Here is a 23,042-nt window from a genome sequence, read left to right on the forward strand (position 1 = left end):
CATGACTGATGCCATTCGTTACGAAAAAGGTCAGGACCAGATCGTGGTCCTGACCATCGATATGCCGGGCCAGAGCGCCAACACCATGAATGCGCTGTACCGCGAGGCCATGGCTGGCTGTGTCGCGCGGCTGCTCGCCGAGCAGGACAGCATCGCCGGGGTAATCATCACCTCGGCCAAGAAGACCTTTTTTGCCGGCGGCGACCTCAATGAATTGATCAAGGTCGGCAAACCCGAGGCCAAGGCGTTCTATGCCATGGTCCTGGAACTCAAAAGCCAGCTGCGCAGCCTGGAGACCCTGGGTAAACCAGTGGTCGCGGCGATCAATGGCGCGGCGCTGGGCGGTGGCTGGGAAATCTGCCTGGCCTGCCATTACCGTGTCGCCCTGGACCACAGTGCGGTGCAGATCGGCCTGCCAGAAGTCACCCTCGGCCTGTTGCCGGGCGGTGGCGGAGTGGTGCGCATGGTGCGCCTGCTGGGCCTGGAGAAAGCCCTGCCATACCTGCTCGAAGGCAAGAAAGTCCGCGCCCAGCAAGCATTGCAGGCCGGGCTGATCGATGAGTTGGCGCTGGATCACGCTGACATGCTGGCCAAGGCCCGCGCCTGGATCCTGGCCAATCCGGCGGCGGTGCAGCGCTGGGACGTCAAGGGTTACCAGATCCCCGGTGGCACGCCGGCCCATCCCAAGGTCGCGCAGATGCTGGCCATCGCCCCGTCGATTCTGCGCAGCAAGACCCAGGGTTGCCTGCCGGCACCGGAGAAAATCCTCTGCGCGGCCGTCGAGGGCGCCCAGGTGGATTTCGCTACGGCACAGTTGATCGAAACCCGTTACTTCACCGAGCTCACCACCGGCCAGGTGGCGAAGAACATGATTGGTACCTTCTGGTTCCAGCTCAATCAGATCAATGCCGGCGGTTCGCGGCCGGCGGGTTTTGCGCCGTACCAGACACGCAAGGTCGGGGTGCTCGGTGCGGGCATGATGGGCGCCGGCATTGCCTACGTCAGCGCGGTGGCGGGCATCGAGGTGGTGCTCAAGGACATCAACCTGGCGGCAGCCGAGAAGGGCAAGGCTCATTCGGCGACATTGCTCGAGCAGAAAGTCGCCCGCGGCCAGTTGAGCGCCGAGCAGCGCGACGCCACGCTGGCACGGATCACGCCCACCGAGCAGGATGCCGACCTGGCCGGTTGCGACCTGGTAATCGAAGCGGTGTTCGAAGACCGCGAACTCAAGGCCCGAGTTTCGGCGGCCGCCCAGGCAGTGGTCGGTGCCGACGCGGTGATCGCCTCCAACACCTCGACCCTGCCCATCGGCGGCCTGGCCCGGGCAGTGCCGGACCAGGGTAAATTCATTGGCCTGCACTTCTTCAGCCCGGTGGAAAAAATGCCCCTGGTGGAAATCATCAAGGGTGCTCACACCAGCGATGAAACCCTGGCCCGAGGCTTCGATTTTGTCCTGCAAATCAACAAGACCCCGATTGTGGTCAACGACAGCCGGGGGTTCTTCACTTCGCGGGTATTTGGCACCTTCACCAACGAAGGCATTGCCATGCTCGGCGAGGGTATCGCCGCGCCCATGATCGAAACCGAGGCCCGCAAGGCCGGGATGCCGATTGGCCCCCTGGCGATCTCCGACGAGGTCTCCCTGAGCCTGATGAGCCACATTCGCCAGCAGACCGCCAAGGACCTGCAAGCCGAAGGCAAGCCATTGCCAGAGCATCCGGCGTTTGCCGTGATCGATCTGTTGCTCAATGAGTACAAGCGGGCGGGCAAGGCTGCTGGCGGTGGTTTCTACGACTACCCGGCCGGCGCGCCAAAACATCTGTGGGCGCAATTGAAAACCCGCTTCGAGCAGACGGATGGGCAGATTTCGCCACAGGATGTGCGCGATCGCCTGTTGTTCGTGCAGGCCATCGAGACCGTGCGCTGTGTGGAAGAGGGCGTGTTGATGTCGACGGCCGACGCCAACATCGGTTCGATCTTCGGTATCGGCTTTGCCCCGTGGACGGGCGGGGCACTGCAGTTCATCAACCAGTATGGGCTCAAGGATTTTGTCGCCCGTGCTCGCTACCTGGCCGAGCAGTACGGTGAGCGCTTTGCGCCGCCGGCGCTGTTGCTGGAAAAAGCAGCCAAGGGCGAGCTGTTCTGAGGCGGTGAGGGCGCATCTCGGGGCTTGCCTTGCCAGGGTGTTTCAAGGCAGGCTCTGGGGTGTCAATTATTCCCATCATCGTGTCAGGTATTTTTTATGTCGCTACGCATCTGCATTCTGGAAACCGACATCCTGCGTCCAGAACTGGTCGATCAATACCAGGGTTACGGGCAGATGTTCCAGCGCCTGTTTTCCCAGCAACCGATCGCCGCCGAGTTCACCGTGTACAACGTAATGCAGGGCGAGTATCCGAGCGACGACCTGACATTCGACGCCTACCTTGTCACCGGCAGCAAGGCCGATTCGTTCGGCACCGACCCCTGGATCGAAACCCTCAGGACTTATCTGCTGGCGCGCTATGAGCGCGGCGACAAGCTGCTGGGCGTGTGCTTCGGCCATCAACTGCTGGCACTGTTGCTGGGTGGCAAGAGCGAGCGTGCGAGCCAGGGTTGGGGCGTGGGTATCCATAACTACAAAATGGCGGCCAAGGCCCCCTGGATGAGCCCGGTGCGCGAGGAGCTGACGCTGCTGATCAGCCACCAGGACCAGGTCACCGCGCTGCCGGAGAACGCCACGGTGATTGCTTCCAGCGATTTCTGCCCCTTTGCGGCGTATCACATCAACGATCAGGTGTTGTGTTTCCAGGGGCATCCCGAGTTCATCCACGACTACTCGCGGGCGTTGCTGGACATTCGCCAGCAGTTTCTCGGCGAACAGATCTACCAGCAAGGCGTTGCCAGCCTGGACCAGGACCACCATGGCAGCACCGTGGCCGAGTGGATGATGCGGTTTGTCGCGCACAAGCCTGACGCCCAGGCGTCCTGAGTACGACGTTAGTGCGGGGGTGGTTTAGTCCCACCCTCAGCCTGAATCGGTACTGAACGGCTGGGGAATCGCCCCGCATAATCGGCCATCAAGGTTTACCCTGCGCAACGCGAGGCGTAAGCTGCGCGCGTTTTCAACCTTTACGGAGACCCACAGTGGGTACTTGTTCGAGCGACAGTCGTCGGCCGGTTACGCTAACCGGCACCTTCTCGGCAAGATAACGCGCAGCCCGCTTGTGCCGTTGTCTCGCCGATAAACAGCGAGCAGCGGTTTCCTCCGGTCAAGGCCAGTCCTGGCCGACGTGTGACACCCCTCTCATCGACACTGAACAGCCTGTGTTGGCCACCTTGGGTGGACCAGACCCGCTGTCGACACGCCAGTCTTTTGCCCGGCGCGTCACCCCTGTCCCGGTTGGTTTGCGGGGCAGCGCTCGGTCGTACCGGCTTGAGGGTCTTCCTGCACTTGGCAACCCAGTCAGGAAATCTACCTATGCAAGCACTCAACAACATCAATCTCGACTCACTGGTCGACACCTTGGTCAGCCTCAGCGCCGCCTTCATCCTGGGTGGGCTGATCGGCTTCGAGCGCCAGTACCGCCAACGCACGGCGGGCCTGCGCACCAACGTACTGGTGGCCGTTGGCGCGGCGATATTTGTCGACATGGCCAACCGCCTGGCCGGCGCCGAGGGGGCCGTGCGGGTGGTGGCCTATGTGGTTTCCGGGATCGGCTTTCTCGGCGCCGGGGTGATCATGCGCGAGGAGGGCAATGTCCGCGGCCTGAATACCGCCGCTACCCTCTGGGCCTCGGCGGCAGTCGGCGCCTGTGCCGGCGCTGACCTGGTGCTCGAGGCGCTGCTGGGCACCTTGTTCGTGTTGGCGGCGAACACTTTGCTACGGCCGATCGTCAATAACATCAACCGCCAGCCGCTGGATGTGGTCTCGGCCGAAGTGACCAATATCGTCTATGTCATCGCCCAACGCTCTCGGCAAAAAGCCGTGTTGGCCCTGCTCGAAGCTGAGCTGGAACGCAGCAACTACCCGGCCAGCGACGTCGACGTGCACGCCTTTGGCAGCGATGAAGTGGAGATCGAAGCGACCCTGGCCACCACCTCGGTGGACGGCGACGAACTGGACGCCCTGGTGGCGCGCTTGAGCCTGTCGCCGCTGGTGCAACAAGCCTTCTGGAGCCCGAGCACCACCGAGTGATGGCGCCACCGCGTGCACTGGGCGGGGAATGTTGCGGCCAGACGGGATATCATGGCGTTTTGCTTGGTCTGCAGGGGTCCCCATGTACAAGGCACTGATCGTGGACGATCACCCGTTCATTCGGTCTTCAGTGAGGGTGCTGCTGGAGCAGGAACAATTTGCCGTGGTGGCCGAGGCGGGCAACGGTGCCGATGCCGTGCAACTGGCGCGCGAGCACGTGCCCGACCTGGTGTTGCTGGACATCGCCATGCCCAAGCTGGACGGCCTGGAGGTCATCAGCCGGATCAGCGCCCTGCGCCTGCCGATCAGAATCCTGGTGCTGACCTCCCAGGCCCCGCAGTTCTATGCCATGCGCTGCATGAAGGCCGGTGCTGCCGGCTACCTGTGCAAGACCGATGACGTCGGCGAACTGCGCAAGGCCATCGCCGCGGTGATGCACGGCTACACGTTTTTCCCCAACCTGGCCGACAGCTCGGTACGCCGCAGCGACGGCCAGACCAGCGAACTGGAGCTGATCCAGAGCCTGACCGACCGGGAACTGAGCATCCTCCAGCAACTGTCCAACGGCTTGAGCAACAAGCAGATCGCCGAGGCAATGCTGCTGAGCAGCAAGACCGTGAGCACCTACAAGACCCGCCTGATCGAGAAGCTCAACGTCAAGTCGGTGGTGTACCTGGCGGACTTCGCCAAACGTAACAACCTGCTGTAGATGAGGTCCATGGGAAGGTACCTGGGCGCGCTCGGCGTCGTGCTCCTGTCGCTCGCGAGCAGTCTGCTGGCGGCCGAGCCCTTGACCTACAAACTGCTGGGACGCTCCACGGTCGAGGGTTACCAGGTCGAACTCGACGACAGCGACCGGCAGTGGTTGCACAAGCAGGGCACGCTGGTGCTCGGGGCATCGGAGCCTGAGTACCCACCGTTCGGAATCACCAGCAATGGCCGCGATTATGAAGGCATCACCGCCGACTATGCGTACCTGCTCGGGCAATTGCTGGGAGTCGAGGTCAAGGTCCGCAGCTACGGCTCGCGGGGCGAAGTGATCGCGGCACTCAAGGCGCGCCAGATCGATTTTCTTGGCACCTCCAACGGCTTCGAGGTCGCCGACCCGCAGGTGGTGCTGTCCAACGCCTATGCCGATGACCAGCCGACCCTGGTCAGCCGGATCGATGCTCCCCGGGAAGTCACCCCGGACCTGGCGGGCAAGCGCCTGGCCATGGTCTATTACTACCTGCCTCCCGACCAGGTGCAGGCCTTCTACCCCAAGGCGCAGTTGCAGCTGTACCCCTCGACCCTGAGTGCGATAGGCGCGGTCGCGTTTGGCCAGGCGGATGTCTACATCGGCGACGCCATCGGCGCCAACTACCTGATTCTGAAAAACTACCTGAACAACGTGCAGTTGGTCGATTTCTCGCGCATGGAGGTCAACGATTTTTCCTTCGCCCTGGCCCGGAACAACCCGCGTTTGCTACGCCTGATCAATGCCGCATTGGCCGCCATACCCGCGGAAGAACGGCAGACCATCCTGCGGCGTTGGAATGCCGGCAGCGCCAGTCTCTCGGGGAAAAATCGCGTGCAATTCACGGCCAGCGAACAGCGCTGGATGGACGCTCATCCCCGGGTGCGGGTGGCCGTCGACAGCAGCTTTGTACCGCTGTCGTTCTACAGCAGCGAGGGTGAGTTTCGTGGGGTAACGGCTGATCTGCTGGCCAAGATCAGCCTGCGCAGCGGCTTGAAATTCGACATTCAACGAGGCTTTGCCGTGCCTGAGCTGGTCCAGCGGATCGAATCGGGCCAGGCCGATCTGCTGGTGTCCCTGACCGCGAGTGCCGAGCGAGAGGGCAAGCTGCGCTTCACCCGTCCTTATCTCAATACCCCCTACGTGCTGGTCAGCCGCACGACCGACAACGCGGCGGCGACCCTGGATGAACTGGATGGTCGGCGCTTGGTCCTGACCCAGGGCAGCGCCGTCAAGGACATGATCGCCGCGCGTTATCCGGGCATTCAGCTGCTCGAGGCAGACAACGCCCTGAAGGCCATGGCGATGGTGGCCAGCGGCGAAGTGGATGCTGCGGTCAGTGCGTTGATTACCGCGCGCTATATGATTTCCTGGCAGTACCGCGACCAATTGCAGATCACCAGTACCGTCGGCACGTCTGCGGCTTATATGGCCTTTGCCACCGGGCGCGAGGCGCGGGAGCTGCATTCGATCCTGGACAAGACCATGTTCAGCATCCCCCCGGAAGAAATGGACGAACTGACCAATCGCTGGCGCAGCGAGGTGGTGGTCGATGACAGTTACTGGCTGCGCTACCGTTCGACGATCATCCAGGGTTTTGCCATTGCCGGCCTGCTGTTGGTGGTGGCGCTGGTGTGGATCGGTTACCTGCGTCGCCTGATTCACAAACGCGAGCAGGCCGAACAGGCGCTCGGCGATCAACTGGAGTTCATGCGCGTGTTGATCGACGGTACGCCGCACCCGATCTATGTGCGCGATCGCCAGGGCTGCCTGATGGTCTGTAACAACGCCTATTTGCAGGTGTTCGGGGTTGAGCGCGAGTCGGTCGTCGGCAAGACCGTGATCACCGGCAAGCTCAAGAGCGTGGTCGAAGCCAGGGTTTTCCACGAAGAGTATCTGCAGGTGATGGCGCAGGGGTTGCCGCGAGTGCTCGATCGGCAGTTGACCCTGTCGGCCACGGATGTGCGCACCATCTATCACTGGATGCTGCCCTACCGGGGCAGCGCCGGCCAGGTCAAAGGCATTATCGGTGGCTGGATCGACGTCAGCGAGCGTCAGCAGTTGCTGGAACAGTTGCGCGAAGCCAAGGACGAGGCCGACGCGGCCAATCGGGCCAAGACCACCTTCCTGGCGACCATGAGCCACGAGATCCGCACCCCGATGAACGCGGTGATCGGCATGCTCGAACTGGCGATGAAAAAGGCCGAGCAAGGGATCATGGACCGCTTTGCCGTCGAGGTGGCCTCAGGCGCGGCGCGAGGCCTGCTGGAGTTGATCGGCGACATCCTCGACATCTCGCGTATCGAGTCCGGGCACCTGACGCTGGCGCCCGAGCGCGCCAATCTGCGCGCCCTGGTGGAGTCGGGTGCACGGATTTTCGAAGGACTGGCCCGTCAGAAGCAGTTGCACCTGCACCTGGAGGTGGATGCCGCCGCCAACCAGGATGTGCTGGTCGACCCGCTGCGCTTCAAGCAAATCATTTCCAACCTGCTGAGCAATGCCATCAAGTTCACTGAAAAGGGCCAGGTGCGCCTGCGGGTGCAGGTCACGCCGGGCGATGACGGCCAGGGGCTGACGGTGCTCGTACGGGTGGAAGATTCCGGCAGCGGGATTTGCCTGGCAGACCAGCAACGCCTGTTCAGTCCCTTCAGCCAGGCCAGCAACAACCTGCAGTCGGCGCGCAGCGGCTCCGGCCTGGGCTTGATGATCAGTCGCACGCTGTGCGAGATGATGGGCGGCACGCTGCAACTGTCCAGTGTGCTGGGCCAAGGCACGCAGATTGAGGTGGGCCTGCACTTGCCAGTTCTCGAACCCCTGGCTACCGCCCTTGAGGACAAGGAAGCGCCCGCGGCGCAGGGCCAGGAGCTGAATATCCTGGTGATTGATGACTACCCGGCCAATCGCCTGTTGTTGTCCCAGCAACTGACTTACCTGGGGCATCGGGTCAAGGAAGCGCAGGACGGCGCCCACGGCTTGTGTGTCTGGCGCAGTCAGCATTTCGATGTGGTCATCACCGACTGCAACATGCCACTGATGAACGGCTATGAACTGACCCAGGCGATTCGTGCCGAAGAGCGCGCCAGGGGCATTGAGCCCGGTCTGATCCTGGGCTTCACGGCCAACGCGCAGCCGGAGGAAAAAGTCCGTTGCCGCGAGGCCGGGATGGATGGCTGCCTGTTCAAGCCCATCAGCCTGCGGGACTTGAGTGCGTGCCTGGCGTCCGTGGCCCCGGATACCTTGCCCGTCCCGACCCTCGAGGAGCGTCGCGAGCCCACCGATGCCATCGACCTGGACAACCTCGAACAGCTGACCCGGGGTGACCGCACGGTTATCCGCAACCTGCTCGGGGACCTGGCCAGCAGCAACGAAGAGGACATGTCGCGGCTACTGAAGTTGTTCACCCGGCATGATGTCAACGGTTTGGCAGACCTGGCGCACCGGGTAAAGGGCGGGGCGCGGATCATCAAGGCGCAAGGGCTGATTCACTGTTGTGAACGTCTGGAGGCGGCCTGCGAGGGGTTCGATGAGGCGCAACTGACGGCTGCGGTAGATGCATTGCAGCAGGCCATGGAGCGCCTGGGCGAAACCCTGGAGCAACAGGTGGGCTGAGCGGCAAGGGGGGGCAGCGCGATTGCGAGGGCAAATGGGTAACTCTGGGAAATTTCCTACAAGTTTTAGGACGTTTCCTAATTAAGTTCAGGAAGCGGGCGGTGATAATCAGGTATCTTTTTTACGCAACGGGCCGCCCAAATGATACTGCCGATCAGGGTTCTGGTACTTGAGGATCACCCCTTTGTCCGCGCTGTAGCGGTCAAGATGCTCACGCAATTGGGCTGCGAGGCGGTATTCCAGGCCAGTGATGGCGAGCAGGCGCTGGCGGTCCTGGATGAAGTAGGTGCCGTGGACATTGCCCTGTGTGACCTGTGCATGGAGGGTATGGATGGCCTGGAGTTCTTCCGCCAAGTCGGGCAATCCGGGTTAGTCGGCTCGATCATCATCAGTAGTTCACTGTCGGCGGACCTGCGCCGCGCGGTGCGGCAGATCGTGGCGTTGTCGGGGCTCAGGCTGCTGGGGGATGTCGGTAAACCCTTGCATCCGCAGGCGCTGGGCCAGTTGCTGGAAAAACACCTGATCAGTCCCCGCGAAGAGCGAGTGCCGCAGCCAGCACCGCCGCCAGTCTGTGCCAACGAAGTGCGCCATGCCCTGCACGATGGTCAGTTCCAACCCTACTACCAGCCTAAAGTCGACCTGTTGAGCGGCGCGGTCTGTGGCGTGGAAGTGCTGGTGCGCTGGAATCACCCGTTTCGTGGGGTGCTGTCGCCCGTAGCGTTCCTGCCGGAGCTTGAGCGTGCCGGCTTGCTGGATTCGCTGTTGTTCACCCAGATCGACCAGGCCCTGACCCTGCAACGCCAGGCGCGTGAGCAGGGCTTTGCGGTCAACGTTGCGTTCAACCTGCACGCCCAGCAATTGGCCAATCCACAACTGGTCCCCACCATCCGCGGCATTCTTGCGCTGCAGGGCACGCCAGGCTCGAGCCTGACCTTCGAACTGACCGAAAGCGGCCTGCTGGAAGCCCCGGCTACCAGCCTTGAGAGTCTGGTGCGCTTGCGCATGATGGGCTGCCAGCTGTCGATCGATGACTTCGGTGCCGGCTTTTCCTCGTTGCAGCGCCTGTGCCAACTGCCGTTCAACGAGATCAAGCTGGACGCCGAGTTCGTCCGCACCTTTGAGGATCAGCCGCGTTGCCGGGCAGTGATCAGCAGCACCCTGGCCCTGGGGGAGGCCTTGGGCATGTCGGTGGTGATCGAAGGGGTCGAGACCGAGCAGCAGCGCCAGCAGTTGCTTGATTTGGGCTGTACCCAGGCCCAGGGCTATCTGTTTGCCCGCCCCATGAGCGGCCCCGATCTGTTGCGCTGGCTGCAGGCGTCTGCGCTCGGGCAACAAAAAACCTGATCGAGAATGGAACTGTTTCTTTAGGAATAGTCCTACAGAAACGTCGCGATGTTGCGCTTAGTCTTGCAGCCTCTTGAAAGGGCTGGTTAAAGACCGGTCGCATTGTCTTTGCAGAGTTAGTCACCATGCCAAATAAAGCCTTACGCATCCTGATCGCCGATGAGCAGCATTTTCATCGCATGAAAATCGAACGTGGCCTGAACCAGCTCGGTTACTACCGAATTGCTCCCGTGCACTCGCTCGAAGAACTGCTGATTGTGGTGGAGTACGGCTGCGAGCCCTTTGACCTGGTCATCCTCAATGCCAACCTGACCACCAGCGGCGGGCTGGACCCGTTGGGTTTGTGCCAGGACAACCTGCAGATCCGTCATGCCTTGATCTACGATGCCGAGCAGGCCGGGCTGCCCGCCCTGTATGCCGTTGCACAGCGCAAGGTGCGGCTCCACCAGGCCCGTCTACCCGACCAGGAAACCCTGGAGAGCCTGATGCGGCGGGTCGATACACCTATTCCAATGTCCGAGCGTGGACATGGCTGGCCGCGTGACAGTTTGCGCGCCTGAATAGCCTTGAACTGGACTACCGTTCGTCGGAACTGTCAGATCTGACAGGTAGTCCGGGCGTCATCCCCCGTGCAATAGTCTTGGCGCAGCCGTAGCGCCTGCGTTGGCGCACGCCGTGTACATCAGGAACTATCCATGAGCTCACTGTTGATCATCGATGATCATCCGGTAATTCGTGCCGCTCTGAAAATGATGCTTGGAGCCCTCAAGGACGCCCGCGACCGGCCGGTCTTCACGACCATCCTGGAGGCTTCCAGCGGGATTGAGGCCCTGCAGATGATTCATCAGCACGTGCCCTCGCTGCTGGTGCTCGACCTCAATATGCCAGGGCTCAGCGGGCTGGACTTTCTCAGCCGCCTGCAGCGTGAACAGATCCCTACGCGGGCGGTGGTGTTCACCGCCAACGAACCGCGGTTTTACATGGAGCGCTGCACCCGGGTCGGTGCCATGGGCTTCGTCGAAAAAACCAACGACCTGCAGGAGCTGCGCAAAGCTGTTCAAGCGCTGCTCAGTGGCTACACCTATTTCCCCCGGCTGGATACCAGCACGGTCAATCTCAGCAGCGTGCAACTCGACGAGCAGAAGATGATCGACACGCTCTCGGACCGCGAGCTGAGCATTTTCCAGGCGCTCGCCCGTGGTGTTAGCAACAAGGAAATCGCCGAGCGCCTGCACCTGAGCCACAAGACAGTCAGCACCTACAAGACCCGCCTGATCGATAAACTCAACGTGAAATCCCTGGTCCACTTGAGGGATTTTGCCCAGCGCAATCATCTGATCTGAAGGGCTATCGACATGCGCGCCTGGCTGCTGCTGTTGACGTTGCTCAACCTGTGGTGGTCGGCGAACAGCCCTGCCGCCGGACCGCAACCCTTGCAGTTGTTGGGGCGCTCGAGTGTCGAAGGTTATCGGGTCGAGCTCGCGGCAACCGACCGGCGCTGGCTGAGGACCCAGGGCCGTTTGCGGTTGGGCGCTTCGGCGCCGGATTACCCACCTTTCGAAAACACGATCAATGGGGATAATTTCGAGGGTATCACCGCCGATTTTGCCGGGTTGATCGGCCAGTTGCTGCATATCCGGGTGGAAGTCCAACGCTACGATTCGCGTCAGGCGGTGATTGCCGCGCTCAAACGGGGCGAGGTCGATCTACTGGGGGCGGCCAATGGTTTTGAAGCGGCCGACCCGCAGTTGGTGATGTCCCGCGCCTATGCCGAGGATGCGCCCATCCTGGTGACCCGCCGGGGCGACAATGCGCGCCTGGCCCCCGATCTGGCGAACCTGCGGGTGGCGATGCTCGACCATTACCTGCCGCCGCAGACTATCCGGGCCGCTTATCCCAAGGCGCACCTGGAGTTGTATCAGTCGACCTTGAACGCAGTCGGCGCGGTGGCGTTTGGCGGAGCGGATGTGTACCTGGGAGACTCCATCAGCGCCAGCTACCTGATCAACAACCACTACCTGAGCAACGTGCAACTGGCTCAATTCGCGCGGCTGGAAGTCAACCCGTTCGGCTTTGCCCTGAGTGTCGACAACCCGCGGTTGCGGCGCATCATCGACGCCGCGCTGGCGGCGATTCCCGAGCAGGAGCGCACCAGCATCCTGCGCCGCTGGAGCGCCGGCAGCAGTTTTGGCGACAACCAACAGGTGCAGTTGAGCGCGAGCGAGCAGCGATGGCTGGAGCAACACCCCCAGGTCAAGGTTGGCTTCCTGCGCAACTTCGCACCGCTATCGTATGAGGACGAAAATGCACAGTTTGCGGGGCTCGGCGCCCAGGTCCTGGACCGTATCAGCCTGCGCACCGGGCTGAAATTCCAGGCGCTGGCGGGTGACTCCCTCGGTGGCCAGATCGCCCGGCTCCAGGCCGGCGAGCTGGACGTACTGGCCGGAATCACCCCGACCCTCGAACGCCAGGCCTTGCTGCGGTTCACTCGACCTTATCTGATCAACCCTTATGTATTGGTCTGCGCGATCGGCAACCAGCCCCCGGTCACGCTCAAGGATCTGGCGGGCAAGCGGGTGGCGGTGGTCAGCCGCAACCCGCAACGCGAGCTGATCCGCAGCCAGGCCGCCAACGTGCGCTTCATCGAGGTCGACAGTCCCGCCCAGGCGATGGCGCTGGTGGCCAGCGGCGGGGCGGAGGCGGCGTTGAATACCTTGATCAGCGCGCGCTACATCATTGCCCGGCAATACCGTGACCAGCTCCAGGTGGCCAGTACCGTGGGCGCCGAACCGGTGCACATCAGCTTTGCCACGCAACGTGGGGCGGTTGAGCTGCAGTCGATCCTGAACAAGGCGTTGCTCAGTATTGCGCCGGAGGAAATGGACGAGTTGGCCAACCGCTGGCGCACTGGACAGCCGGTCAACGACAGCTATTGGGCGCGCTATCGCACCCCGATCATCCAAGGTTTTGTGGCCGCCAGCCTGTTGTTGCTGCTGGCGCTGGGCTGGATCACTTATCAGCGGCAGTTGATCCGCAAGCGGCAACTGTTGCTGGATCAAGTGCAGCAGGCCCGGGCCGACGCCGACGACGCCAACCGCGCCAAGAGCACCTTCCTGGCAACCATGAGCCATGAAATCCGCACGCCGATGAACGCGCTGATCGGCATGTTGGAGCTGGCGAGCAAAAGTGCCGAACAGGGGGTGACCGACCGCGTCGCGATCGAGGTCGCATCGAATGCCGCGCAGCACCTGCTGGAGCTGATTGGCGACATTCTCGACATCTCGCGGATCGAGTCCGGGTATTTGACCCTGGTGCCGGAGCGGACCAACCTGCGGCTGCTGGTGACATCGTTGAGTGCAGTTTTCGAAGGCCTGGCGCGGCAGAAAAACCTGGAGTGGCAGGTGGAACTGGACGTGCACTGCCAGCGTGATGTGTTGATCGACCCGATGCGTTTCAAACAGGTTCTGTCCAACCTGTTGAGCAACGCTATCAAGTTTACCCACGCCGGCTACATTCGCCTGAGGTTGCGGGTGGTACCAGGCAACATTGCCGGGCATGTGGCGGTCAAGGTGCTGATCGAGGACAGCGGAATCGGCATCAGCGCCACTGACCAACAACGCCTGTTCAGTCCCTTTGTGCAGGCAGCCCAGGGCTCGCAGCACGGGCGCAGTGGCTCGGGCCTGGGCCTGGTGATCAGCCGCTCCTTGTGCGAAATGATGGCGGGGCAACTGCAACTGAGCAGTGTGCTGGGCAGTGGTACCCGGGTCGAAGTCACCCTCGACCTACCCACGCTGCCATCCTTGAGCGAGTTGCCGCCCGGCAGCGACGTGCCGACAGCGGAACCAGGGTGCTCGTTGAATGTGCTGGTGGTGGATGACTACCCGGCCAATCGCCAGTTGCTCGCCCAACAACTGAGCCATCTGGGGCATCAGGTGCAGGTCGCCAACGATGGCGCGCAAGGGCTGCAAGCCTGGCGTGACCAGGCGTTCGACGTGGTCATCAGCGACTGCCACATGCCCGCGCTCAATGGTTATGAATTGGCGGCCGCGATCCGCGACGAAGAGCGCCGCCTGGGCTTGCCTTGCTGCCTGATCCTGGGCTTTACCGCCAACGCGCAGCCCGAGGAAAAGATCCGTTGCCTTGAGGCCGGGATGGATGATTGCCTGTTCAAGCCCATTGGCCTGCGCGACCTCGGTGCCGCCCTTGCGCGGGGCGCACTCAACCCCGACGGGCCGTTGTCGCCTGTGTCAGTCGGTGATGCCGCGGCTGGTATCGACCTCAGTGGGCTGCGGCAGATGAGCGGGGATGATCCAGCGATGATCGACGCTCTGCTGGTGCAATTGGCGGCCAGCAATGCCGAGGACATGGCGCGCCTGCAGGAACTGCATGCACGAGGCGATGTGCCAGGCTTGCTGGAACTGGCTCACCGCATCAAGGGCGGGGCAAACATGGTCAGGGCTTGGCAACTGATTCACGGTTGCGAGCTGCTCGAGTCCGCCTGCCAGGAATCCGCCGGCAGTGCGGCCCTGGAGCAGGCGGTGCAAGATCTGGGGTCGGCCATGCAACGGCTGGATCAGCACCTCAAAGGCTCAGCCACGTGAGTTAATCCCAGTCCGGAGCAATGCCTTTGGGCCAGCCTTGCTCCTACGCGATGTCGCTGTGGCTGAATTCTTCTCCCAGGAAGTCGATCAGGGCGCGCACCGACGGCAACAAACCGCGACGCGACGGGAAGATCGCATGGACAATCCCGCACTTGGGCGCCCAGCCCGGCACCAGTTCGATCAGGCGCCCGGCGGCCAGGTCGTCGCGCACCACCACGGCCGGCAGATGAGCAATTCCCAGGCCTTGCAGGACGGCCGTGCGCAGGGCGATCAAGTCGTCGGTTACCAGGCGCGGATGATGGCGGATCAGCGCAGTGGCGCCTTCCGGGCCGAACAGCTCCCACTGGTATTCCCGTTGCGCCGCGCCCCAGTGCAGGCTGGGCAGTCCGCTCAGGTCGGCGGGCAGGGCGGGCGCCGACAAGCGCTGGGCAAACGCCGGGCTGCCCACCAGCACCTGGGTGCTGTTGCCTAGCACTTTCATCACCAGGTCGGTGTTTTCCAAGGGCGGAAAACGCACGCGCAGGGCTATATCAAACCCCTCGTGGATCAAGTCGACGCGGCGGTTGGTGCTCTCGATGAACAACTCCACCAACGGGTACTTGAGCATGTAGCGAGTCAGCATTGGCCCGACCCAGGAGTTGAGCAGCGCGGTCGGACAACTGATGCGCACCAGGCCCTGGGGTTCGGAGCGATTGCGCTCGATCAGTTCGGCGGCGCTTTCCGCTTCCACGCGCATCGCCAGGCAGCGCTGGTAATAGGCCTGGCCGATTTCGGTGAGCGAGCAATGCCGGCTGGAGCGGTGGATCAGGCGCACGCCCAGGCGCTCTTCGAGCTGGGCGATACGCCGGCTGAGCTTGGATTTCGGCATGTCCAAGGCACGCCCGGCCGCGGCAAATCCGCCGTGTTCAACCACCTCGGTGAAGTAATACAGGGTGTTCAGGTCTTCCACTATCGTTCCTCAAATAGAACGCTAAGAGCGATTTTTGCAGTCTATCCCATCAAAGGTGGCGGATTTAAGCTTTGTCCATGTTCTGACTCAACCCATTCGGAGGCACCATGAAAAACATCATCGGTATCTACACCAGCCCAAAAACGCACTGGGTGGGCGATGGTTTCCCGGTTCGCACACTGTTTTCCTACGACAACCTGGGCAAGCACATCAGCCCATTCCTGCTGCTCGATCATGCCGGTCCTGCGCAATTTACCCCCACCAATGCCCGGCGCGGCGTTGGCCAGCACCCGCACCGCGGTTTTGAAACCGTGACCATCGTCTACGACGGCGAAGTGGAGCACCGCGACTCCACCGGCAGCGGCGGCAAGATCGGCCCTGGCGACGTGCAATGGATGACCGCGGCCTCCGGGATCCTGCACGAGGAGTACCACTCCGAGGCGTTCGCCAAGAAGGGCGGTACCCTGGAGATGGTCCAGCTGTGGGTCAACTTGCCCGCCAAGGACAAAATGGCCGAGGCCGGCTACCAGACGATCCTCGATGCAGACATCCCCAGCATCGCCCTGAAGAACAAGGCCGGCAGCCTGCGTCTGATTGCCGGTGAGTTCGACGGTCGCAAGGGGCCGGCGCGCACGTTCACCCCGATCGATGTCTGGGACATCCGCCTGAATGCCGACAAGGTGCTCAACCTGGACCTGCACGAAGGTCGCAACACCGCCCTGGTGGTGCTGCGCGGCACGGTTCAGGTCAACGGCCAGGAACTGGTGCGTCAAGGGCAGTTGGCGCTGTTCGAACGCAATGGCGACCAACTGAGCCTGGAGGCCAACGGCGATGCCGTGGTGCTGCTGCTCAGCGGTGAGCCAATCGACGAGCCGATCGTCGGTCACGGCCCGTTCGTGATGAACACCGAACAAGAGATTCACCAGGCGTTCGCCGACTTCCAGTCCGGACGCTTCGGCCAGATGCAGGGTTGACCCCTGCCGCGCCAGCCACTGCAACCGGCCACTGATCCGACAATTGACGGTTTGGCCCGGGTGCAGTGGTGCCGCTTCACATCATGACTACGCTCCTTGGGCTGTAAGGGTTCACAGGTAGCGAACGAACAGCCCGTGCTGGACTTCCAGCACGGGCCGGGTACCCAACGCCGACGCTCACTCGGCATCGATAACACGCGAGGACTACTGCAATGACTACTTCTTACAAGCGTCTGGACAAGGATAACGCCGCCGTTCTGTTGGTGGATCACCAGGCAGGCCTGCTGTCGCTGGTACGCGACATCGACCCCGATCGTTTCAAGAACAACGTGCTGGCCCTGGCCGACCTGGCCAAGTACTTCAAGCTGCCGACCATCCTGACCACCAGCTTTGAAACCGGCCCCAACGGTCCGCTGGTGCCCGAGCTCAAGGCACTGTTCCCGGATGCGCCGTACATTGCCCGTCCTGGCCAGATCAACGCCTGGGACAACGAAGACTTCGTCAAGGCAATCAAGGCCACTGGCAAGAAGCAACTGATCATCGCCGGTGTGGTGACTGAAGTCTGTGTGGCGTTCCCGGCTCTCTCGGCCCTGGCCGAAGGTTTTGAGGTGTTCGTGGTGACGGACGCGTCCGGCACCTTCAACGAATTGACCCGGCAATCGGCCTGGGATCGCATGTCGTCCTCAGGCGCCCAACTGATGACCTGGTTCGGCCTGGCCTGCGAGCTGCACCGCGACTGGCGCAACGATGTGGAAGGGCTGGGCACCTTGTTCTCCAACCACATCCCGGACTACCGCAACCTGATGACCAGCTACAACACCCTGACCAACAGCAAGTAACCTTGCCCGGGTGGCGTACCCCGATTCCGTACGCCATCCCTCACCCCCTGTAGGAGCAAGCTTGCTCCTACAGGTTTTTCTGCGGTCGCTTCTTTGCCTGCCCTCAATTGCTCCTACACTGTGCCCAATCCGTGCAGTCGTCACGGCATTGGCTTGGCTGGAGTGGTTCGATGCTGTCCTTTTTTACTGATCATCCGCTGATCTGCGCCTTGGCCCTGATTCTTCTCGACATGCTGTTGTGGCGGTTGCTCAGCGCCAGTAGCAGCTATTGGAAGCTGTTGGTGCGGGTGCTGATTTTCTCGCTGTTCAGCATGGTGCTGTTCAACGAAGGCCTGAACCCGCTGCAGACCGCGCCCTGGCCGGACAATGTGCCGTTGCACCTGGCGGCGACCGGCCTGCAGATCGGCTGGTGGCTGTTCGCTGCGAGAACCCTGACGGTGCTGATCGGCGCGCTGATGATGCAGCGCGTCGGGCATACCGGGCGATTGTTGCAGGACCTGCTCGGCGCGGTGATTTTCCTGATTGCGGTGATTGCCGCGCTGGCCTATGTCCTCGACCTGCCGGTCAAGGGGGTATTGGCCACCTCCGGGGCGGTGGCGATCATTGTCGGCCTGGCGCTGCAAAGTACCCTCAGTGACGTGTTCTCGGGGATCGTGCTCAACACCACTAAACCCTATCAACTCGATGACTGGATCTCCATCGACGGCATGGAAGGCCGGGTCATCGACATCGACTGGCGTGCCACGCGCCTGCAGACCTCCCAGGGCAGCATGGCGGTGATTCCCAACTCACTGGCGGCCAAGGCCAAGATCATCAACTTCAGCCGCCCGAGCGACATTTTCGGCATTGCGGTCAGCGTGCAGGTCAGCCCCCATGCCCGCCCGCAAACGGTGATCGAAGCATTGGAGCGGGCGATGCAGGGTTGCCGGCAATTGCTCGCGAAACCCGCCCCCAGCGTGGCCTTGAAAAGTGCCAGCAGCAGCGGCGTGGAGTACGAGATCAGCGCTTTTGTCAGCTCTATGCTGCACAAGCGTGAAGCGCGCAATGCCTTGTTCGACCTAGCCTTCCGGCACTTGCAGGCTTCGGGTGTGAGTCTTTTGTCCAGCGCGGAAAACCAGGCACCAGAAGGCTACTCGAGGCCGCGGGCACTGCTGGAAAGCTCGAGCATATTCTCCACCCTGCGCCCGGACGAAAAAGACACCTTCAGCCAGAACATGCAGCTCGTAACTTTGCGTGCCGGCGAGATGATCCTGCCCGCGGGCGAGGTCAGCGATCATTTGTTCATCATCGAATCGGGCGTGGTCTCGGTGAGCCTCACTCGCGACGGCAGCCCGTTCGAAGCCGGGCGCATGGGGCCGGGGGAGGTGATCGGCGAAGCCGGCATCCTTTCCGATGCCTCGCTGCCGGCGGACTTTTCGGCCAAGACCTTCTGCACCCTGTACCGCATCGAGAAGGCCTACCTCAAACCCTGCCTCGACGCCCGCCATGACATCAGCGAAGCAATCCAAGCTTTGCTCGACTACCGCTTGCACAGCGCCCAGACCCTGAGCCAGGAAGTGCCCAAGGTACTGGCGAAGAAAGGTTTTCTACAGTGGTTGCGTCGTCGCGGGTAGCCACCTTGTCAGTGGCCTTGAGTCGGGTCGTTGATCTTCCACCAGGCAGGGCAGCCATCGGTAAATGAGTGAGCCGTAGGGGCAAGCGCTGGCTGATCGGCCTGATCAAAACCGCCGAGTAACAGGGCGACAGTCGGGGCGTCGTCGAGCGCGCCGATGGAGCTGCCGCAGCGGGCGCAGAATGCCCGGCTGGAATAGTCCGATGAGCGGAAAGTAGCGGGCAGGCCACCGGGGCCCGTCCAGGTGACATTGGCGCGGGGGAACTCGACCCAGGTCGCGGTCAGCGCTCCGCTGTGCTGCTGGCAGTTCCTGCACGAACAGGTGTGGGGATTGTCCGCAGGACCCATGGCCGTGTAGCGAATCCAGCCACACAGGCACCCGCCTTGATAGCTGATGTTGGGCATGCGCACGCTCCGTGGTGAGGGTGTTCGTCAAGCAATCGGCGAGCAGAGTTCCACCAGCGTGCCGTCCGGGCAGCGCACGTAGGACACGGTTTGTCCCCAGGGTTTGTGCACCGGCACGGCGATCTCCTGGGCGCCGGCCTGCAATGCACGAGCATGGGCCGCCAGCACGTCGTCGGTGACCAGGGCGACTTCCATGCCCAGTGGTTTGGCGCTGGCGTGGGCCGAGACGTGGCCAGCGCTGAAATTCATCCCGGCCAGTTCATCGGCGGCGAAGGCCAGGGCGGTCTCGCCGGTTTCCAGTTCGCCGTAGGTGCCCGACTCATGGATGAATCGTGTGGCCAGGCCGAAGGCCGAGGAGAAGAACTCGAGGGACGCGCGAACATCGGGGACGTAGATAATCAGGTAGCCGAACTTCATCGGTGAACATTCCTTGTTGTCGTGCCGGTTGAAGCGCGAATCTAGCATGTTGCTCTGCGGGCCTGCGAGGTTCTTGCTGACGCCGTAGCGCTGCGGCAGGTCGCTGCCGGTATTTGCCGTTCTAGTGTGCAACTCCCGTTATCGGAAGTAGACGCCGGGTGTCGTACCGGTCATGGCTTTGAAAAATGCGATGAACGCGCTGTCGCTGGCAAACCCCAATTCGAAAGCGCTGTAGCTGATGTTGCGACCGGTGGCGAGCAGTTCGATGGCGCGCATCAGACGCCACTGCTGGCGCCATTGCTGATAGCCCATGCCCGTTTCCCGCTGGAATATCCGTCCAATGGTTTTGCTACTGGCACCCACTCTTGTGGCCAATACGTCTAACTGTGGCGGCAGGTCCTCGAGCGTGGTCAGCAAGGGCGCCAAACGATGATCCCAAGGCAGGGGCAATAGCATCGGCTGGAGGCTGGCCTCACGGATTTCACCCAGACACAATTGCAGCAGATGCATGAACTTGCCCTGTTGCCAGTCGGTATCGAACGGGGCCATGGCAATCGGTTCCAGCACCGCCTGCAGCAACGGGCTGACCTCGATCACGCAGACCTTGCGGGGTAACGATGCAGACAGCTGCGCAGTCAGGTAAACGGATCGGTAATCGACGCTGTGTTGCATGACTGCGCGATGGCTGACCCTTGGCGGGATCCATGCCGCGCGCGATGGGGGCAACAGGCACAGCTGTCCGGCCAGGGTGATCCGGGTGCAGCCCTGGCGGGTGAACAACAACTGCCCGCGTTCGTGCTCATGCAGGCCTGAGTCATGGTTGCCCAGGCAGGCTGCAATGCCAATGACCTCGGCGGGATATACGTCCGGGTCGAAAGATGCCTGGGCTTCAAGCCATGCCATACATTGTCCGATCTTAGTGGTTTTTTGTCCTGATCAAGATAATACGTCAACAACGCTACTTTAAAATCACCACCATTCCTTTAGGTGAGTGAGCCGTCATGGACACCAGTAATTTGCTACGCCTGGCCATTGCCCTGTTGATGTTTGGGCAGGTCGCACAAACCCTCTACAGTCCGGCGTTAACCGATATCGGACAAGTATTTCGGGTGACGCCTGCCGTCGCCGCCCAACTTCTATCAGTGTACTTTCTGGCATTCGCCGCCGGCGTGGTGGTGTGGGGGCGAGCCTGTGACCAGATCGGTCGACGACCCACGATGCTCGCGGGCCTGGCAGTGTATGCCGTCGCCTCGGTCATGGCCCTGGTGGCCAACACCTTCAGTGTTCTGCTGGCGGTGCAAGCACTGGCAGCCTTCGGTGCTGCGGTCGGTTCGGTGGGGACACAAACAGTGTTGCGGGACCTTTTCGAGGGGGCGGCGTTGGCGCGCGTGTTCTCTCTGGTCGGCATGGCCCTGGCAATCAGTCCGGCGCTGGGTCTCTTTGCCGGTATGACGCTGGTTAGCGAATTTGGCTATCGAGGTGTGCAGGTTTGTCTTTTGGTGTTGGCATTGGCCCTGGTCGCCTGGTGTGCCTGGACTTTGCCCGAGACGCGACCTGAGCGCCGTTGCGCACCCCCCCTGTTCGCAACCTTGTGGCTGATGCTCAAGGACATCGCGATCTGGCGTTCAGCATTGTTGGTGGCGGTATTCAACATTGCGCTTTTCAGCTACTACAGCCTCGCGCCCTTCGAGTTTCAACGCCTGGGACTGAGTCCGGAACTGTTTGGCTATAGCGGAGTGATTCTTGCCCTTGGATCGGGACTGGGAGCGGTGTTGAACACGCAGTTGCTCAAACGCTCTGTTAAGGGACAACACCTGATCGCGATGGCTGGGATGGTGGCGTTGCTGGGGGCGATAGGGGTACAAGGACTGCACGCCAGTGTCTGGTTCCTAGCGCCGATGTTGTTGGTGGTTATGGCGTTTGGCATGGCGATCCCCAATATCCTGGGTTCAGCACTGGCGGCTTATCGCGATCGCTTGGGGACTGCCGGCGCCTTGTTTGGATTGATGTATTACATGTTGATAGGCAGTGGCCTGATGCTCGCGGGCTGGAGTCAGAACCTGGGCGGCACGCTGCTGGCCTGCGCTGGGGTGGCGGTACTGTTGAGCTGGCAGGCCCAGCCGCTTGACCTGATCTACGACCGATAGCAGTTGTTTTTACTGGTTCGTGGGGGGATAGAAGCTGGAAGCACGCGAATGATCGTGATTGTCATATTTGCCGTGGACCTGGCTGACAAGCACCGTGAAATCCTCCCCCCGACCCTCCACAAAAAACCGCTGTGGCTTTAAAAACTCAAGATTTGAGCCAGACTTGCCGATGCAGTCCTTAACCCCCTAAGGAGCGTTGATCATGAACGGCAAGCAGATGTTGCTCGGAATCGGTTTGTACGCTGCATTCAATGGCCCGTGTATAGCTGCCAGCGCGCCTTCCCTGGGCGTTATCCACTTTCAGGGTGCGATTGTCGAACCCGCCTGCACCTCGAGCACGGGCGCGGGTGCCGTAGTGGCACTGACGGGGTGCCCGGCGCAGAGCCGGGGTACGACTATCGAGGCACGACGGGTGATGCCGGTGAGTCATGTCACGGCGCGTGACGCTTCGGCGGTCAAGGCCAAGTTGCTGTCCGATACTGGGCGGGACAGTCGGTATTTCGATCAGCAGTATCAGTTAGTGGACGAAACCGGCAAGCCGCTACGCTCGGGTAATTACCTGATCACCCTGATCATGCCTTGAGAGCGGGTACAACGAATGCAGGCAAGGGTTGAGAGGATGAGTGGTCTGGGCGGTGCATTGCCGGCATTAATAGGAAGCATTACTATTCACGCCCTCGCCACCACAGCACGCCGTGATGACCCCCAAGCTGCCCCGCAGACCCGGATTTTTCGAGCACTACGAAGAGTTGGTCGGAACCTGGACGCGCCGGTTGAGAAATCGCCAGCAAGCCGAGGACCTGGCCCACGACACCTTCGTGCGGGTGCTGGAATCCGACTCGAGCCAGGTGCAGCAGCCGCGGGCCTATTTGCACCAGACTGCGCGCAACATCGCGGTGGATGGTTATCGGCGTGAGGACCGGCGGGGCGCCATGGAGTCCGAGGCGCTGGATCCTCGTGGGTCGTCGAGCGATGACCCGGAGCACTACATGCACGCGATCCAGCTGGCAGACTGCATCGAGCGGGCGCTGTCCGAGTTGCCCGCCAACTGTCGCAAGGTGTTCATCTGGCAGAAGCTCGAAGGGCTGACCCAGGCGGAAATCGCCGAACGCCTGGGACTGTCTAAAAACATGGTGGAAAAGTATATGATCCGCACCCTGCGGCATCTACGTGAGCGCCTCGACGGGGCTGCGCCATGAACAGCCAGCCATTTCCAGCCACCGCCCGACAGG

The 23,042-nt window shown here is 61.9% G+C and carries 19 protein-coding genes; 15 read left to right on the forward strand and 4 right to left on the reverse strand.

Features of this window, described 5'->3' with window-relative positions:
- Position 1: 1 nt before the first annotated feature.
- From CKW24_RS10625 to CKW24_RS10665, 9 genes are all read left to right on the forward strand, one after another.
- A complete protein-coding gene (locus CKW24_RS10625) occupies positions 2–2,146 on the forward strand; it encodes a 3-hydroxyacyl-CoA dehydrogenase NAD-binding domain-containing protein (RefSeq protein WP_095167707.1) in 2,145 nt (714 codons plus the stop codon).
- 96 nt (positions 2,147–2,242) lie between these two features.
- Positions 2,243–2,971 carry an amidotransferase gene (locus CKW24_RS10630; RefSeq protein ID WP_095167709.1) on the forward strand — a complete coding sequence of 243 codons (729 nt, stop codon included), beginning with the start codon at positions 2,243–2,245 and terminating at the stop codon, positions 2,969–2,971.
- Positions 2,972–3,460: 489 nt separating this feature from the next.
- The gene (locus CKW24_RS10635; RefSeq protein ID WP_095167711.1) at positions 3,461–4,177 is read left to right on the forward strand and encodes an MgtC/SapB family protein; all 717 of its coding nucleotides are present in this window, start codon (positions 3,461–3,463) and stop codon (positions 4,175–4,177) included.
- Between the two features lie 82 nt (positions 4,178–4,259).
- The gene (locus tag CKW24_RS10640; RefSeq protein ID WP_095167712.1) at positions 4,260–4,886 is read left to right on the forward strand and encodes a response regulator transcription factor; all 627 of its coding nucleotides are present in this window, start codon (positions 4,260–4,262) and stop codon (positions 4,884–4,886) included.
- A 9-nt stretch (positions 4,887–4,895) separates the two neighbouring features.
- Entirely contained in the window at positions 4,896–8,522 is a 3,627-nt protein-coding gene (locus CKW24_RS10645) for a transporter substrate-binding domain-containing protein (protein WP_095167713.1), read from the forward strand.
- Between the two features lie 141 nt (positions 8,523–8,663).
- Entirely contained in the window at positions 8,664–9,866 is a 1,203-nt protein-coding gene (locus CKW24_RS10650; RefSeq protein WP_095167715.1) for an EAL domain-containing protein, read from the forward strand.
- A gap of 125 nt (positions 9,867–9,991) precedes the next feature.
- On the forward strand, positions 9,992–10,426 hold the full coding sequence (locus CKW24_RS10655; protein WP_095167717.1) for a chemotaxis protein CheY: 435 nt from the start codon (positions 9,992–9,994) through the stop codon (positions 10,424–10,426).
- A gap of 135 nt (positions 10,427–10,561) precedes the next feature.
- Positions 10,562–11,209, forward strand: coding sequence for a response regulator transcription factor (locus CKW24_RS10660; RefSeq protein ID WP_095167719.1), 648 nt, complete (start codon positions 10,562–10,564; stop codon positions 11,207–11,209).
- Positions 11,210–11,221: 12 nt separating this feature from the next.
- Positions 11,222–14,467: a transporter substrate-binding domain-containing protein gene (locus CKW24_RS10665; RefSeq protein ID WP_095167720.1), complete on the forward strand. Its 3,246-nt coding sequence runs from the start codon at positions 11,222–11,224 to the stop codon at positions 14,465–14,467.
- Positions 14,468–14,510: 43 nt separating this feature from the next.
- Here the strand turns inward: CKW24_RS10665 and CKW24_RS10670 are convergent, their stop codons facing one another.
- Positions 14,511–15,419 carry a LysR substrate-binding domain-containing protein gene (locus tag CKW24_RS10670; protein WP_095167722.1) on the reverse strand — a complete coding sequence of 303 codons (909 nt, stop codon included), beginning with the start codon at positions 15,417–15,419 and terminating at the stop codon, positions 14,511–14,513.
- 104 nt (positions 15,420–15,523) lie between these two features.
- On the opposite strand from CKW24_RS10670, the gene CKW24_RS10675 reads away from it, so the two are divergent.
- The 3 genes from CKW24_RS10675 (at position 15,524) to CKW24_RS10685 (ending at position 18,842) form a co-directional block, all read left to right on the forward strand.
- Positions 15,524–16,390 (forward strand): pirin family protein, encoded by an 867-nt coding sequence (locus tag CKW24_RS10675; protein WP_095167724.1) that lies wholly within the window; start codon positions 15,524–15,526, stop codon positions 16,388–16,390.
- A 212-nt stretch (positions 16,391–16,602) separates the two neighbouring features.
- The gene (gene ycaC, locus CKW24_RS10680) at positions 16,603–17,229 is read left to right on the forward strand and encodes an isochorismate family cysteine hydrolase YcaC (RefSeq protein ID WP_095167725.1); all 627 of its coding nucleotides are present in this window, start codon (positions 16,603–16,605) and stop codon (positions 17,227–17,229) included.
- A 170-nt stretch (positions 17,230–17,399) separates the two neighbouring features.
- Positions 17,400–18,842 (forward strand): mechanosensitive ion channel domain-containing protein, encoded by a 1,443-nt coding sequence (locus CKW24_RS10685; protein WP_095167727.1) that lies wholly within the window; start codon positions 17,400–17,402, stop codon positions 18,840–18,842.
- Positions 18,843–18,850: 8 nt separating this feature from the next.
- Here the strand turns inward: CKW24_RS10685 and CKW24_RS10690 are convergent, their stop codons facing one another.
- The 3 genes from CKW24_RS10690 to CKW24_RS10700 all read right to left on the reverse strand — a co-directional run bounded on the left by CKW24_RS10690 (position 18,851) and on the right by CKW24_RS10700 (position 20,566).
- Positions 18,851–19,246 carry a GFA family protein gene (locus CKW24_RS10690; protein ID WP_095167729.1) on the reverse strand — a complete coding sequence of 132 codons (396 nt, stop codon included), beginning with the start codon at positions 19,244–19,246 and terminating at the stop codon, positions 18,851–18,853.
- 27 nt (positions 19,247–19,273) lie between these two features.
- A complete protein-coding gene (locus CKW24_RS10695; protein ID WP_095167730.1) occupies positions 19,274–19,663 on the reverse strand; it encodes a VOC family protein in 390 nt (129 codons plus the stop codon).
- A 138-nt stretch (positions 19,664–19,801) separates the two neighbouring features.
- On the reverse strand, positions 19,802–20,566 hold the full coding sequence (locus CKW24_RS10700) for a helix-turn-helix transcriptional regulator (RefSeq protein WP_095167732.1): 765 nt from the start codon (positions 20,564–20,566) through the stop codon (positions 19,802–19,804).
- Between the two features lie 98 nt (positions 20,567–20,664).
- Here CKW24_RS10700 and CKW24_RS10705 point away from each other — a divergent pair, with 98 nt between their 5' ends.
- The 3 genes from CKW24_RS10705 (at position 20,665) to CKW24_RS10715 (ending at position 23,009) form a co-directional block, all read left to right on the forward strand.
- Positions 20,665–21,810: an MFS transporter gene (locus tag CKW24_RS10705; RefSeq protein ID WP_095167734.1), complete on the forward strand. Its 1,146-nt coding sequence runs from the start codon at positions 20,665–20,667 to the stop codon at positions 21,808–21,810.
- A 202-nt stretch (positions 21,811–22,012) separates the two neighbouring features.
- The gene (locus CKW24_RS10710) at positions 22,013–22,393 is read left to right on the forward strand and encodes a type 1 fimbrial protein (RefSeq protein WP_095167736.1); all 381 of its coding nucleotides are present in this window, start codon (positions 22,013–22,015) and stop codon (positions 22,391–22,393) included.
- Positions 22,394–22,508: 115 nt separating this feature from the next.
- Complete coding sequence (locus CKW24_RS10715; RefSeq protein WP_095167737.1) at positions 22,509–23,009, forward strand: sigma-70 family RNA polymerase sigma factor; 501 nt, start codon at positions 22,509–22,511, stop codon at positions 23,007–23,009.
- Positions 23,010–23,042 lie beyond the last annotated feature (33 nt).

It is taken from the genome of Pseudomonas sp. Irchel 3H3 (assembly GCF_900187635.1).
Classification (GTDB): Bacteria; Pseudomonadota; Gammaproteobacteria; order Pseudomonadales; family Pseudomonadaceae; genus Aquipseudomonas.

What these genes read in the sequence shown, in the direction of transcription:
- CKW24_RS10700 (WP_095167732.1), bottom strand. Translation starts at nt 20,566, where the DNA reads ATGGCATGGCTTGAAGCCCAGGCATCTTTCGACCCGGACGTATATCCC.
- CKW24_RS10630 (WP_095167709.1), top strand. Translation starts at nt 2,243, where the DNA reads ATGTCGCTACGCATCTGCATTCTGGAAACCGACATCCTGCGTCCAGAA.
- CKW24_RS10685 (WP_095167727.1), top strand. Translation starts at nt 17,400, where the DNA reads ATGCTGTCCTTTTTTACTGATCATCCGCTGATCTGCGCCTTGGCCCTG.
- CKW24_RS10695 (WP_095167730.1), bottom strand. Translation starts at nt 19,663, where the DNA reads ATGAAGTTCGGCTACCTGATTATCTACGTCCCCGATGTTCGCGCGTCC.
- CKW24_RS10705 (WP_095167734.1), top strand. Translation starts at nt 20,665, where the DNA reads ATGGACACCAGTAATTTGCTACGCCTGGCCATTGCCCTGTTGATGTTT.
- CKW24_RS10655 (WP_095167717.1), top strand. Translation starts at nt 9,992, where the DNA reads ATGCCAAATAAAGCCTTACGCATCCTGATCGCCGATGAGCAGCATTTT.
- ycaC (WP_095167725.1), top strand. Translation starts at nt 16,603, where the DNA reads ATGACTACTTCTTACAAGCGTCTGGACAAGGATAACGCCGCCGTTCTG.
- CKW24_RS10660 (WP_095167719.1), top strand. Translation starts at nt 10,562, where the DNA reads ATGAGCTCACTGTTGATCATCGATGATCATCCGGTAATTCGTGCCGCT.
- CKW24_RS10635 (WP_095167711.1), top strand. Translation starts at nt 3,461, where the DNA reads ATGCAAGCACTCAACAACATCAATCTCGACTCACTGGTCGACACCTTG.
- CKW24_RS10625 (WP_095167707.1), top strand. Translation starts at nt 2, where the DNA reads ATGACTGATGCCATTCGTTACGAAAAAGGTCAGGACCAGATCGTGGTC.
- CKW24_RS10690 (WP_095167729.1), bottom strand. Translation starts at nt 19,246, where the DNA reads ATGCCCAACATCAGCTATCAAGGCGGGTGCCTGTGTGGCTGGATTCGC.
- CKW24_RS10645 (WP_095167713.1), top strand. Translation starts at nt 4,896, where the DNA reads ATGGGAAGGTACCTGGGCGCGCTCGGCGTCGTGCTCCTGTCGCTCGCG.
- CKW24_RS10710 (WP_095167736.1), top strand. Translation starts at nt 22,013, where the DNA reads ATGAACGGCAAGCAGATGTTGCTCGGAATCGGTTTGTACGCTGCATTC.
- CKW24_RS10640 (WP_095167712.1), top strand. Translation starts at nt 4,260, where the DNA reads ATGTACAAGGCACTGATCGTGGACGATCACCCGTTCATTCGGTCTTCA.
- CKW24_RS10665 (WP_095167720.1), top strand. Translation starts at nt 11,222, where the DNA reads ATGCGCGCCTGGCTGCTGCTGTTGACGTTGCTCAACCTGTGGTGGTCG.
- CKW24_RS10675 (WP_095167724.1), top strand. Translation starts at nt 15,524, where the DNA reads ATGAAAAACATCATCGGTATCTACACCAGCCCAAAAACGCACTGGGTG.
- CKW24_RS10715 (WP_095167737.1), top strand. Translation starts at nt 22,509, where the DNA reads ATGACCCCCAAGCTGCCCCGCAGACCCGGATTTTTCGAGCACTACGAA.
- CKW24_RS10650 (WP_095167715.1), top strand. Translation starts at nt 8,664, where the DNA reads ATGATACTGCCGATCAGGGTTCTGGTACTTGAGGATCACCCCTTTGTC.